This window comes from Pseudomonas sp. CC120222-01a (assembly GCF_003097235.1).
GTDB lineage: Bacteria > Pseudomonadota > Gammaproteobacteria > Pseudomonadales > Pseudomonadaceae > Aquipseudomonas.
The window spans coordinates 30829-43214 of record NZ_QEQQ01000009.1 but is presented as its reverse complement, the minus strand read 5'-3'; the positions used below and the strand labels follow the sequence as shown (position 1 = coordinate 43214).

The 12386-nt window shown below is 65.9% G+C and carries 12 protein-coding genes; 8 read left to right on the top strand and 4 right to left on the bottom strand.

Annotation, left to right across the window (positions count from 1 at the left end):
- Nucleotides 1–2: 2 nt before the first annotated feature.
- Nucleotides 3–314 carry a hypothetical protein gene (locus N430_RS13520; protein WP_015269114.1) on the top strand — a complete coding sequence of 104 codons (312 nt, stop codon included), beginning with the start codon at nt 3–5 and terminating at the stop codon, nt 312–314.
- A gap of 108 nt (nt 315–422) precedes the next feature.
- Here N430_RS13520 and tatC read toward each other — a convergent pair whose 3' ends face one another.
- Genes tatC through tatA form a run of 3 tightly spaced genes read right to left on the bottom strand, consistent with a single transcriptional unit; the run spans nt 423 to nt 1701 of the window.
- Nucleotides 423–1181: a twin-arginine translocase subunit TatC gene (tatC, locus tag N430_RS13515; RefSeq protein WP_110637337.1), complete on the bottom strand. Its 759-nt coding sequence runs from the start codon at nt 1179–1181 to the stop codon at nt 423–425.
- On the bottom strand, nt 1178–1468 hold the full coding sequence (tatB, locus tag N430_RS13510) for a Sec-independent protein translocase protein TatB (protein ID WP_110637335.1): 291 nt from the start codon (nt 1466–1468) through the stop codon (nt 1178–1180). The genes tatC and tatB overlap by 4 nt, the downstream gene beginning before the upstream one ends.
- Entirely contained in the window at nt 1468–1701 is a 234-nt protein-coding gene (gene tatA, locus N430_RS13505; RefSeq protein WP_110637333.1) for a twin-arginine translocase TatA/TatE family subunit, read from the bottom strand. The genes tatB and tatA overlap by 1 nt, the downstream gene beginning before the upstream one ends.
- Nucleotides 1702–1846: 145 nt before the next feature.
- Between tatA and gspK the strand changes: the two genes are divergently transcribed.
- Complete coding sequence (gene gspK / locus N430_RS13500) at nt 1847–2812, top strand: type II secretion system minor pseudopilin GspK (protein WP_110637331.1); 966 nt, start codon at nt 1847–1849, stop codon at nt 2810–2812.
- 149 nt (nt 2813–2961) lie between these two features.
- Here the strand turns inward: gspK and N430_RS13495 are convergent, their stop codons facing one another.
- Nucleotides 2962–5037, bottom strand: a complete 2076-nt coding sequence (locus N430_RS13495; RefSeq protein ID WP_110637330.1) for a PhoX family phosphatase — start codon at nt 5035–5037, stop codon at nt 2962–2964.
- Between the two features lie 224 nt (nt 5038–5261).
- Here N430_RS13495 and N430_RS13490 point away from each other — a divergent pair, with 224 nt between their 5' ends.
- Genes N430_RS13490 through gspG form a run of 6 tightly spaced genes read left to right on the top strand, consistent with a single transcriptional unit; the run spans nt 5262 to nt 12386 of the window.
- Entirely contained in the window at nt 5262–6902 is a 1641-nt protein-coding gene (locus tag N430_RS13490) for a lipoprotein UxpA (RefSeq protein ID WP_110637327.1), read from the top strand.
- Nucleotides 6899–7324 carry a pilus assembly protein PilZ gene (locus tag N430_RS13485; RefSeq protein ID WP_110637325.1) on the top strand — a complete coding sequence of 142 codons (426 nt, stop codon included), beginning with the start codon at nt 6899–6901 and terminating at the stop codon, nt 7322–7324. Before N430_RS13490 ends, N430_RS13485 begins: the two co-directional genes overlap by 4 nt.
- 21 nt (nt 7325–7345) lie before the next feature.
- Nucleotides 7346–9280 (top strand): type II secretion system secretin GspD, encoded by a 1935-nt coding sequence (gene gspD, locus N430_RS13480; RefSeq protein ID WP_371922777.1) that lies wholly within the window; start codon nt 7346–7348, stop codon nt 9278–9280.
- A complete protein-coding gene (locus N430_RS13475; protein ID WP_110637321.1) occupies nt 9280–10728 on the top strand; it encodes a GspE/PulE family protein in 1449 nt (482 codons plus the stop codon). The genes gspD and N430_RS13475 overlap by 1 nt, the downstream gene beginning before the upstream one ends.
- Before the next feature lie 3 nt (nt 10729–10731).
- Entirely contained in the window at nt 10732–11934 is a 1203-nt protein-coding gene (gene gspF / locus N430_RS13470) for a type II secretion system inner membrane protein GspF (protein WP_110637319.1), read from the top strand.
- 17 nt (nt 11935–11951) lie between these two features.
- Nucleotides 11952–12386 carry a type II secretion system major pseudopilin GspG gene (gspG, locus tag N430_RS13465; protein WP_110637317.1) on the top strand — a complete coding sequence of 145 codons (435 nt, stop codon included), beginning with the start codon at nt 11952–11954 and terminating at the stop codon, nt 12384–12386.

The following is a 12386-nucleotide window of genomic DNA, read 5'->3' as shown; positions in this document are numbered from 1 at the left end:
GCGTGTACAAGCTCGCCTTCTTCGTCCCGGCCAGCCATGTTGAAGTGGTCAAGGCCGCCGTGTTCGCCGCCGGAGGCGGGCGTATCGGCGACTACGACCACTGCGCCTGGCAGACCTTGGGCCAAGGCCAGTTTCGCCCGTTGGACGGCAGCCAGCCGTTCCTCGGGCAAACCGGCCAGGTCGAGGTGGTCGAGGAGTGGAAGGTGGAACTGGTGGTGGCCGACGACCTGATCGCTCAGGTTGTCGCTGCGCTCAAGCAGAGCCACCCGTACGAGACGCCAGCCTACGAAGTCTGGCGACTCGCCGAGTTCTAGACCGCATCACGGCCATTCGCGGGACAAGCCCGCTCCTACAGGGATATCACCGCTCTGAAGCAGCGTGATATCCCTGTAGGAGCGGGCTTGTCCCGCGAATAGGCCGGTTCAGCCAGCCACAATCTCCCGCCTCTGCTCAGGCCGCCGCAGCCAGGCACACGCCAGCAACCCCACCTCGAACAATACCCACATCGGCACCGCCAGCATCGTCTGTGAAAACACATCCGGCGGCGTCAGAATCATCCCCACCACAAAGCACCCGACGATCACGTAGGGCCTGCTGCGCCGTAACGTGGCCACATCGGCCAACCCCACCCAAACCACGATGAAGGTCGCCACCGGGATCTCGAAGGCCAGGCCGAACGCCAGGAACAGCGCCAGGATGAAGTCCAGGTACTGGCTGATGTCGGTCATCATCGCCACACCGTCCGGCGTCACGCTGGCAAAGAAGCCGAACATCATCGGGAACACCAGGTAGAACGCGAAGGCCATGCCGGCATAGAACAGCACGATGCTCGACACCAGCAACGGCAGGGCGATGCGCCGCTCGCGGCGGTACAGCCCCGGAGCGAGAAAGCCCCAGGCCTGGTGCAGCAACAGCGGCATGGCCACGAACAGCGCGCACATCGCTGTCAGCTTGAAGGGCGTGAGGAACGGTGAGGTGACGCTGGTGGCAATCATGCTTGCGCCTTCCGGCAGGAAGCGGCGCAGGGGTTCCGAAATCAGGGTGTAGAGCTGCTGGGCGAAGGGGAACAGCCCGGCGAACACCCCCGCCAGCAGCAACAGGCAGCGTACCAGGCGCTTGCGCAGGTCGCGCAGGTGGTCGGTCAACGGCATGCGTGCGGCCGGGTCCAGGGCAATGCTCATGGGGTGTTCTCCCGGACGCCGGTGGCGGGCACGATGCCATTGGCCGACTCCGCCTTGAGGCTGATGCCTTGACGGATTTCCTGCTCCAGGCGCTGCAGGGGCGCGCTGTCCAGATTGGGCATATCGATCTCGCGTTCCATCTGCGCACGCAAGCCGTTCATTGCCCGGCGTGCCTGGCCCAGGCCGCGGCCCAGGGTGCGCGCCGCAACCGGCAGGCGTTCCGGGCCTAGCACCAGCAGGGCGACGACCCCAACCAGCAACAGCTCGCTGAAACCTACCTCGAACATCAGGCTTGGCGGTCCGCTTGTGGCTGCTGTGCGGCCTGAGCGGTTACCGGTGGCTGTTGCTGCACTTGAGCGGCACCTGGGGCGTTGACGTCATGATCGCCACCCATGGATTTGCGAAAGCCCTGGATCGCTTCACCGACATCGCTGCCCAGGCCCTTGAGGCGCTTGGTGCCAAACAGCAGAAACACGATCAGCAGTACGATCACCAGTTGCCAGATTCCGATGCCACCCATTTCGACCACTCCTGTAAGGTCATGAAAATGAAGGCCAATCCTGCCGCGTGCAGATGACGCCCAGATGACTGCAAGGCGATTGCAACCTGACTGCAACACGCCACGTGTTGACTGGCGCCTTTCATCGATTGCAAGGGAGCGTGGCATGGGTGGCAAGCGGCAGCAGGGCGCGGCACTGCTGATGGTGATGGTGGTGCTGGCCATGCTCGCCGCAGGTATGGCCTGGCTGGTGGAGGATGGTCGACGCCAGGTGGATGAGGTGCAGCTGTTGCGCCAGCGGGTGCAGGTGCGAGCCATGGAACAGGCCGGCCTGGCCTATGCCGAACAAGCCCTGCGTGACCCTGCCTGGCGGCTCAGCCCGTTGTTCTGGCAGGCGCTGCGCGGGCAACCGCTGAAGTACGACTTCGGCGCCGGGCAGGCGCAGCTGCGGGTTCGTGACCAGCACACCTGCTTCAACGTGAATGCGCTGCTGGGGGCCGATGGTGAACGGGCCGAGCGCCAGTTGAAGCGCTTGCTGGGGGACGACATGGCCGCCGAGCGTCTGGTCGATGCCTTGGCCGACTGGCTCGACAGTGACAGCGATGCTCGCCTGCAAGGCGCCGAAAGCGCCCAGTACCTACGCCAGCAGCCCCCGCGCCTGGCGGCCAACCAACCGATGCTCGATACCAGTGAACTGAACCTGCTGCTGGAACCGGACGCTTCCCGGCAACGGCGTTACCCGATGCTGTGCGCCTTGCCGCAGACCACTGGCTGGCGACTGAATGCCAATGCACTGGGATTGGAGCACTTGCCATTGCTCGATGCACTGTATGAGGGGCGCTACCCGCGTTCGTTGCTCAGCCGCATTGTCAGTGGGCGGCCGGCGTCGGGGTACGAGGATGCCTCGGCGTTGCGCCAGGCGCTGGGAGCGGTGGATGACGAGACGTTCGAACGGTTGAGCGAGGGGTTGTTGCTCAACAGTGGGTATTACCTGTTGCAGCTGTCGTTCGAGGAGCAGGGCAGGGTGATGCGCAGCGAGTTTCAGGTGGAGGCGTTAGGCGTGGTGCAGTGGCATGCCCGGGTGCCGGCGCAACAAGTGCGAGTGCGCAGCCGGGAGCCGATGGCTTGGTGAGGCTGGAGATTGCTGGGGCTGCTTCGCAGCCCTTTCGCGACACAAGGCCGCTCCCACAGGTACAGCGCCTGATTCGAAATTGGCGCTGTACCTGTGGGAGCGGCCTTGTGTCGCGAAAGGGCCGCAAAGCGGCCCCATGCACGGAACTATCAGGCGGTACCGATCTCCCCACCATCATCCCGCTGAATTACCACCGTCGTAGCCCGTGGCCTTACCTTGGCCCCGGCCGGAGTCGCATCGGTCGCCTTGTCGGTATAAGGCCAGTTATCCGGGTGCTGGATATTGATGAACAACGTCTTGTTGTCCGGCGTGAAGCTGATGCCCGTCACCTCGCAACCGTTCGGCCCGACGAAGAAGCGGCGCAGGGCCGTCTGGTTCTGGGCATTGATCGGCACCTGCTTGCCACTGGCATCCACCAGGTCAGTGGGGATCACCGCCAGCAGCTGGTCGTTGGTGTAGTCGGTGAGTGTGGTTTCGCCGTTGTCGGTCTCGAACCACAGCACGCCACGGCTATCGAAGCTCATGCCGTCAGGGCTGGCGAACTGGTTGAGTTCGGTCAGGCCCGAGCGGTTGATGTCGGCAGTACCGGCCGCGTTGGCGCCGAACACGAAGATGTCCCAGGTGAAGCTCAGCTGGTCGTCGCTGTCGTGCCAGCGGATGATGTGGCCGTGACGGTTCGGGCCACGTGGGTTGGCGGCATCGACCTTTTCCGGGGTACGCGCGCTGTTGTTGGTCAAGGTCAGGTAGGCGTCGCCGTTGAGCGGGTTGACGGCCGTCCACTCCGGGCGGTCCATCGGCGTGGCGCCCACGGCATCGCCGGCACCCCGGGTGTTGAGGATGATGCCCGCGAGGTCACCGTACAGCGCCCCGAGGGTGCTGCCGGCGGAGGTGGCGGTGTTCACGTCGAGCAGCAGCCACACGCCAGTACCGTCGGCATTGAAGCGGGCGACATACAGCTTGCCCTGGTCCAGGTACTTGGCTCCGGTGGCCAGGCGGTCCGCCGGGTTGGCGTCGGCAGCATCCCACACGGCCGTGGAGACCCACTTGTACAGGTACTCGTTGTTCGAGTCGTCACCCATGTACCAGACCAGCGGCTTGCCGACCACCGGCAGGCCCGGGCAGCAGCCTTCGTGGCGGAAGCGGCCCAGGGCCGTGCGCTTGGTAGCCAGGGTGCTGCTGTTGTACGGGTCGATCTCGACGATGTAGCCATAGGTGCTGGCTTCGTTGCGGTAGTCGTCGGTGGCGCTGGCACCTTTGACGGTGACGTCGAAGCGGGCGAACTCATCGGCTACTTCGCTGCTGTCACCGGCAGCACTTTCCCACTTGTACTGGCCACTGGAGGTGCCGACGCCGATGCGGCGCTGGTCTTCCGGGCGGGTGCCCTTGTTGACGAAGATACCCGGCCAGTTCTCTTCGCAGGTCAGGTAGGTGCCCCAAGGGGTGTAGCCATTGCCGCAGTTGTTGTTGGTGCCGCGGCAGTGGGTGCCATCGGCCGAATACTTGGTTTTGACGTGGTCGGTGCCACGCAGCGGCCCGGTCAGTTCCATGCGCGAAGCGGTGGTGAAGCGGCGGTTGAGCGGGTCGTTGTCGACCACCTGCCAGCGGCCGTTGACCTTCTGCAGGCGCACCACGCCAGCGCCGTGGGCGTTGATCTCCTTGCGCACCTCTTCGGCCGGGCGCTTGCCACTGGCATCGGTAGTCGGGCCATTGGGGTGCAGGGCCGCGGTGTCGATGTATTCGAAGTTGATCGCCAGGAGGCCGTCTTCGGAGCTGCCGTTGATCGGGAAGAAGTGCATGCCGTCGTGGTGCATGCCCATGGCATTGGCCTGGTCGGTCGAAGTGTTGCTGCCGTCCGATTTCCACGGGTTGCCGTTGCTGTTCAGCGGCGTGCCCCAAGGCGCCAGCACATAAGCGCTGTAACCGGCGGCGACGACACAGGCATCGGTACGCGAGCCAGGGATGGACTGGAAGCCCAGGGCCAGTTTCGGCTCTTCAGGCTCGGTCACCGGTGGCTCGGTCACGGGCGGCTGGGTGACCGGATCGTCATCGGAACTACCACTGCTGTCGAAACAGCCGGTCAGGCCGGTACCGGCAATCATGGCGATGGCCGCGCCCAGGCTGCCGCGCATCACGCTGCGACGGCTCAGGTAAGCGTCCATGACGCTGGCCATTGGCAGGTTGCCGCTCTGGTTGCGGTCCAGGTTATCACCGGTATCTCGACTCATCAGGGTGTCCTTATAGTGGCTGAGTTAGAGGAAACCGCGACTTTAGGGCGCTACTGTGATGATTCATTGGCAGAAATGTTAACGGGTTTTTAAAACTGTAAGTTCTTATTACAAATCCAGACAGATCGATTTGGAATGATTGTCGGATTTCTGACATTAAACTGTCATGCCTACGCCGCAACATCCGGGGCCCAACGAGAACTCGGATAAGGATGGCGGGCCCGATGGCAAGCAGTGTGAACAGGCGCGAATTGATCAGCTGGATGGGTGTCGGTGCGCTGGCACCGCTGCTCGGCGCCTGCTCTGCATTGCCAGGCCAACGAGGCGGCAGCGCCCGTGTGGATCTTCTATACGTCGCCGACACGCTGGATGCGCGCCAGCCCGGCCTGCCGGTGGTGCCGGCCACGCGCCTGGGCCCGGTCAGCCACCTGGGCCGTGCACCGTGGATGACCGGTGCCAGTGCCAGCCTGGCTTACCCGCAACTGGCACCGTTGCTCGATGCCAACCAGCCGGCGGGTGCAAAACTGGGCGGCTACGCCGTGCTGGGTGCGCTGCTGGAGCAACTGCGTAGCGAAGCCGGGGCGGGCAACAGCCTTACCCTGGAGAACGGCCAGGGCTGGAACGGTAGCGGCCTGGCCTACCTCACCCAGGGTGAAAGCGGCGTGCAGGGCAGCCAGCTGCTGGGCAGCGAAGTGCGGGTCAGCAGCGATGAGCGTGTGCTCTGGCCCCAGCGCAGTGCGGCGCTCTATCGCCAGTCTTCCGCCATCACCCTCGGCGCCGGGCTTGCGGACGCTCAACGCAAGTCGCTGAACCTTGAGCCGCTGCATCTCTTCGAGCGCGGCGGTGCGCGCATCGCCGTGGTGGGTGTCACCGACCCCTACGCCCAGGACCAGAAAGCCTCCCTTAAACAGTGGTACCAATCGTTGCTGCCGACTTTCGAGCAGGCGCGGCGCGAGGCCGACCTGGTCGTGGCGATGGCCGATGTCGGCACCGGGCCGGGCCTGTGGCTGGCCGAGCGGTTGACTGAAGTCGACGTACTGCTCTGTGCCCGCGGCCAGGACCTGTGGCCGGCACCGGTGCAAGCCACCCAGGCCAGTGGCCGACGGGTGCCGGTGCTGTTTGCCGGCTGCCGCGGCAGTGGCGCATTCCGCCTGCGTTGCCAGCAGGTCGCCGGGCAATGGCAGTTCGACGGGCAGTTCTTCCCGGCCTTTGAGCGCTATCTGTCGCCTGCTGCGCAGATGCGCGCCAGCCAGTTGCAGGGTGAACTGCACCAGCAACGTGCCGGCCACGCGGCGTGGCTTGACCAGCCACTGGCGCGTGCGCCGCAGGCCCTGTGGCGCCGCGACACCCGCGGCGGCAGCTGGGATCGCCTGCTGCACCAAGCCTTGGCCGACGACAGCAGCATGCCGGTGTTGCTGCCAGGCCTGCGCTACGACTACCCCTTGGCGGCAGGCGAAGCGATTACCCGCGAGCACCTGATCAGCCTGACCGGTGGCTACCCGGCACCGGTGGTCGAGGCCCCGGCCCGGCAAGTCGAACAAGTGCTGGAGAACGCGGCCGAGCAACTGTTCGGCGACCCACTGCTGCTCGACAACAGCCAGGACCTGCCGCGCTGGCAGGGCCAGGCCTGGCGTGTCAGCTACAGCCCGCAAGGCAAGCGCGTCAGCGGTATCGAAGCGGTGCAGGGCCTGTGTCGTACCTTTGGCCTGCAGTTCGAAACCCAGGCGGGTGAACCGCTATGGCAGCAGGTCGAGGCCTGGCTGGCGCGGCAGAAGGCCGATTGGCAGCTGGCGTCATTGCAACTGCCCGAGGTGCGCTATGTGCAGGGCCACCCAGGCTGGCACCCGCGGCAGGCCGTTTCGTGAGCCTGGCTTCACGCCTGATGACCGGCGGCCTGCTGACCCTGGCCGGCTGGCTGGCTGCCCAGTGCGTGTTGCAACTGGGGCGCCAGCCGCAACCGTCCAGCCCGGCGCAGGTCGCCGCCACTGCGCTACCTGGCCTGCTGGTCGGTCACTGGCAGCCAGCGGCCGATGACGGCGCGATCGCCATCACCCGCCTGCCGTTGCAGTACCTCGGCGGCCTCAAGGCCCAGCCGTTGTCGGCCAGCGTGGTGGTGCTGCGTTACGGCCAGCAGGTCCGCACCCTCGGCCGTGGTCAACGCCTGGCGCCGGGCATCGTATTGCAGGACATCGACGCCGATGGCCTGATTTTCGACAACCAGGGGCGGCGCGAACGCCTGCCCTGGCCGCCACGCCCTGCCGTGACCGGCTTCAAGCGGCAAGGATGAATGATGTTCGCCAGATACTGCGTGGCCGCAGCCTTGAGCCTGGGCCTGACACTCGCCTGGGCAGAAGAGCCGGAAACCTTCGATGACAACGGCACGCCGGTGTATGAGGTGAACTTCGTCGACACCGAACTGGGCGAGTTCATCGACAGCGTGTCGCGCATCACCGGCACCACCTTCATCGTCGACCCACGGGTCAAGGGCAAGGTCACCGTGCGCACCGTCGACCGCCACGATGCCGATGCCATCTACGACATCTTTCTCGCCCAGCTGCGTGCCCAGGGCTATGCCGCCGTCGACCTGCCCAACGGCAGCGTCAAGATCGTCCCCGACCAGGCTGCGCGTCTGGAACCGGTGCCGGTCGAGTCCGCGGGCAAACAGAGCGAAGGCAGCGATGGCGTGGCCACCCGGGTGTTCAATGTGCGCAATGCCGCCAGCGAGCAGATGCTCGGCATCCTCAAGCCGCTGATCGACCCCCGCGTCGGGGTGATCACGCCGTATCCGGCAGCCAACCTGCTGGTAGTCACCGACTGGCGCAGCAACCTCGAACGTATCGACAGCCTGCTGCGCCAGCTCGACCAGGTCAGCGACGAGCCGCTGCAGGTCATGCCGCTGCGCCATGCCAGCGCTGCCGACACCGCGCAGCTGCTCACTCGCCTGCTGGCCCGCGAGCAAGGCGCCGCCAGCACCCAGGTGGTCGCCGACCCGCGCAGCAATGCCTTGCTGGTACGTGGCAGCACCGACCGCGTGAGGGCGCTGCTCGGCCAGCTCGACCGCCCCAGCGACAACCAGCACAACAGCAACACCCAGGTCATGTACCTGCGCCACGCCAATGCCGCCGAAGTGGTCAAGGTGCTGCGCGGCCTCAGCCAGGAAGGCGCGGTGCCCGGTGCAGCAGATGGCGAAGGCGAGGGCAAGGAGCGGCCAGTGATGGCGGCCGCCAGCGACTCGGGCATTCGCCTGGAATACGAAGAGGGCACCAACGCCGTGGTCATGGTCGGCCCCGACAGTGAACTGGCGGCCTACCGCTCGATCGTCGAACAGCTGGATATCCGCCGTGCCCAGGTGGTGGTCGAGGCGATCATCGCCGAGGTGTCCGATATCCAGGCCCAGGAACTCGGCGTGCAGTGGTTGTTCGCCGACGAGAAGTTCGGCGCCGGCATCGTCAACTTCGGTAGCAACGGAGTGAACATCGCCAACATCGCCGGTGCCGCCGCCAGTGGCGACAACGAAGCACTGGGCGACCTGCTGTCGTCCACCACCGGCGCCACCGCTGGCTTTGGCCATATTGGCGGTGGTTTCAACTTCGCCATGCTGATCAACGCCCTCAAGGGCAAGAGCGGCTTCAACCTGCTGTCGACGCCAACCCTGCTGACCCTGGACAACGCCGAGGCGTCGATCCTGGTTGGCCAGGAGGTGCCATTCGTGACCGGCTCGGTGACCCAGAACAACGCCAACCCCTACCAGACCATCGAGCGCAAGGAAGTCGGCGTGAAGCTGCGTATCAAGCCGCAGATCAACGTCGACAACAGCGTACGGCTGGACATCGTCCAGGAGGTTTCGTCGATTGCCGACTCCCGCGCCGCCAGTGACGTGATCACCAACAAGCGCGAGATCAAGACCAAGGTCATGGTCGAGGACAATGGTCTGGTCATCCTCGGCGGCCTGATCAGCGACGAGCTCAGCACCAGCGATCAGCGCGTGCCGTTGCTCGGTGACATTCCCTACCTGGGCCGACTGTTCCGTTCCGACGCCAGCAAGAACACCAAGCAGAACCTGATGGTGTTCATTCGCCCACGCATCCTGCGCGACGGGCCGAGCTTGGCGCGCCTCAGCGAAGGCAAATACCGCACCCTGCAGCAGACCACGCCGCTGCAGTTGCCCGACCTGGCCGAAGGCACCCCGTTGCTGCAGGTGTTCCCCGCCAGCCGCGCACGCCTCGAAGGCGGTAACTGGTGATGCTGCCCTATCGCCTGGCACGCCAGGCCGGGCTGGCCATGGCCCCGTCCGAAGAAGGCTGGCGCCTGTGGCTGCGTCGCGACGCCGACAGCGCCCAGTTGCAGGAACTGCTGCGCGTACATGGCCGGCCCATGGCGCTGGAGTACCTGGAACCTGCGGCGTTCGATGAGCGCCTTGGCCAGCTCTATGAGGCGGGTGCCGGCGCGACCGAAGCGCTGATCGAAGGCATTGGCGATCAGGTCGACCTGGACAGCCTGATGAGCGAAATGCCGCGCATCGAGGACCTGCTCGAAAGCGACGACGAAGCCCCGGTGATCCGCCTGATCAACGGCCTGTTCGGCCAGGCGCTGCGCCTGCGTGCGTCGGATATCCATATCGAAACCTTCGAGCAGAGCCTGGTGGTGCGCCTGCGCGTTGATGGCCACCTGCGCGAGGTACTGCGCCCGCCGCGGGCGCTGTCGGCGATGCTGGTGTCGCGGATCAAGGTCATGGCCCGGCTGGACATCGCCGAGAAGCGCCAGCCCCAGGATGGCCGCATCACCTTGCGCGCAGCGGGCAGGGAAGTGGACGTGCGGGTGTCGACATTGCCTGGCATTCATGGCGAGCGCGTGGTGATGCGGGTGCTCGACAAACAGGCCAGCCTGCTGGCGCTGGCCAACCTGGGCATGCCCGCCGCCGTGCTGCAGGGCCTGCGCAGCTGCCTGGCGCGGCCCAACGGTATCGTCCTGTCCACCGGCCCGACCGGTTCGGGCAAGACCACCACGCTGTACGCCAGCCTCAATAGCCTCAACGACGGCAGCCGCAACATCCTCACCGTCGAGGACCCGGTCGAATACGCAATCGCCGGCATCGGCCAGACGGCGATCAACCCGCGTGCCGGGCTGACCTTCGCCAGTGGCCTGCGCGCCATTCTGCGCCAGGACCCGGACGTGATCATGCTCGGTGAAATCCGCGACCAGGAAACCGCGCAGATCGCCGTGCAAGCCAGCCTCACCGGCCACCTGGTGCTGTCGACGCTGCACACCAACAGCGCGGTGGGTGCTGTCACGCGCCTGCGCGACATGGGCATCGAGCCGTTCCTGATCGCCTCGTGCCTGCGCGGCGTGCTGGCCCAGCGCCTGGTCAGGCGCTTGTGCCAGTGCGCTGTCGCGCAGCCACTGCAACCGGCCGAACGCGCCCTGTGGCCCGAGCTGGCGGCGCTGCACAGTAGTTATCACGCGATCGGTTGTGAGCATTGCCAGGGCAGTGGCTATGTCGGCCGCCTGGGGCTTTACGAGTTCATTGAACTGGACGCTGGCCTGGTCGGCCTGCTGTACGACGGCGCCAGCGAACTGGCCATGCAGGGCTACCTGGCCGAGCGCAGGCAAAGCCTGGTGGCGATGGCCAGCGACTGCCTGGCCCGCGGCGAAACCAGCCTCGCCGAAGTGCTGCGCGTGGTACAGGGCTGACCGATGCCGACTTTCCGTTATCAGGCCGTCGATCTCGCCGGCAAGACCCACAAGGCCAGCCTGCAGGCCGACAGCGAACGCCATGCGCGCCAGTTGCTGCGCGAGCAGGGCTTGTTCCCGCGCCAGCTGCAGCGCCATGAAGCCGGTAGCCGCCAACCGCGGCGCCAGCGCCTGAGCCGTGCGCAGCTGTGCGAGCTGACCCGCCAGTTGGCGACCCTGACTGGCGCGGGTATCCCCCTGGTCGATGCGCTGGCCACGCTGGAACGGCAACTGCGCGAACCGGCTCTGCACAGCGTGCTGGTGGCACTGCGCGGCTCGCTCGCCGAAGGCCTCGGGCTGGCCCGCAGCCTGGCTCGGCAAGGGGCGCCATTCACCGGTTTGTACTGCGCGCTGGTCGAGGCGGGCGAGCGCTCCGGACGCCTGGCCCAGGTACTGACCCGCCTGGCCGATCACCTCGAACAGGTGCAGCGCCAGCAGCATAAGGCGCGCACCGCGCTGATCTACCCCTGCGTACTGATGGGCGTGTCGCTGGCAGTGGTGGTCGGCCTGATGACCTTCGTCGTGCCCAAGCTCACCGAACAATTCGCCCACGCCGGGCAGAGCCTGCCGCTGATCACCTCGCTGCTGATCGGCCTGAGCCAAGGCCTGGTGCAGGCCGGCCCCTGGCTGCTGGGTTTGGCGCTTGTCGCCGGCCTGCTGGGCAGCTGGCTGCTGCGCAAGCCGAACTGGTGCCTGCGCCGTGATGAACTGCTGTTGCGCCTGCCGCGTATCGGCGTGCTGCTGCAGGTACTGGAAAGCGCCCGCCTGGCGCGCAGCCTGGCAATCCTCTGCAGCAGTGGCGTGGCCCTGCTCGAAGCCCTGCAGGTAGCCACCGAGACTGTCGGCAACCGGCGCATCCGCCTGGCCATGGCGCAGGTGCGCCAGCAAGTGCAGGGCGGCACCAGCCTGCACCGCGCCCTGGATGCCAGCCAGCAGTTTCCGCCGTTGCTGGTGAACATGGTCGGTAGTGGCGAGGCCAGCGGCACCTTGGCCGACATGCTCGAACGCGTGGCCGACGACCAGGAGCGAGGCTTCGCCCGCCAGGTGGACACCGCCATGGCGCTTTTCGAACCCCTGATGATCCTGGTGATGGGCGCCGTGGTGCTGTTCATCGTGCTGGCGGTGCTGTTACCGATCATGCAACTCAACCAGGGCCTGCAACTGTGAAAACAAGGAGCACTTCCATGCAGCATCGACGCAACCGCCAGCGCGGCTTCACCCTGATGGAAATCATGGTGGTGATCTTCATCATCGGCCTGCTGATCGCCGTGGTCGCGCCCAGCGTGCTGGGTAATCAGGACAAGGCCATGAAGCAGAAGGTCATGGCCGACCTGGCCACGCTTGAACAGGCACTGGACATGTACCGCCTGGACAACCTGCGCTTCCCCAGCAACGAGCAGGGCCTGGCTGCATTGGTGAAAAAGCCGACCCAGGAGCCGCTGCCACGCAGCTGGCGCAGTGACGGCTATGTGCGCCGCCTGCCGGAAGACCCATGGGGCACCCCGTACCAGTACCGCATGCCTGGTGAGCATGGGCGGGTCGATGTGTACTCACTGGGTGCCGATGGCGTGCCCGGTGGTGAAGGCCAGGATGCCGACCTGGGCAACTGGACGCTCTAG

What these genes read in the sequence shown, in the direction of transcription:
- N430_RS13475 (WP_110637321.1), top strand. Translation starts at nt 9,280, where the DNA reads ATGCTGCCCTATCGCCTGGCACGCCAGGCCGGGCTGGCCATGGCCCCG.
- gspF (WP_110637319.1), top strand. Translation starts at nt 10,732, where the DNA reads ATGCCGACTTTCCGTTATCAGGCCGTCGATCTCGCCGGCAAGACCCAC.
- tatA (WP_110637333.1), bottom strand. Translation starts at nt 1,701, where the DNA reads ATGGGTGGCATCGGAATCTGGCAACTGGTGATCGTACTGCTGATCGTG.
- tatB (WP_110637335.1), bottom strand. Translation starts at nt 1,468, where the DNA reads ATGTTCGAGGTAGGTTTCAGCGAGCTGTTGCTGGTTGGGGTCGTCGCC.
- gspK (WP_110637331.1), top strand. Translation starts at nt 1,847, where the DNA reads ATGGGTGGCAAGCGGCAGCAGGGCGCGGCACTGCTGATGGTGATGGTG.
- gspG (WP_110637317.1), top strand. Translation starts at nt 11,952, where the DNA reads ATGCAGCATCGACGCAACCGCCAGCGCGGCTTCACCCTGATGGAAATC.
- N430_RS13490 (WP_110637327.1), top strand. Translation starts at nt 5,262, where the DNA reads ATGGCAAGCAGTGTGAACAGGCGCGAATTGATCAGCTGGATGGGTGTC.
- tatC (WP_110637337.1), bottom strand. Translation starts at nt 1,181, where the DNA reads ATGAGCATTGCCCTGGACCCGGCCGCACGCATGCCGTTGACCGACCAC.
- N430_RS13495 (WP_110637330.1), bottom strand. Translation starts at nt 5,037, where the DNA reads ATGAGTCGAGATACCGGTGATAACCTGGACCGCAACCAGAGCGGCAAC.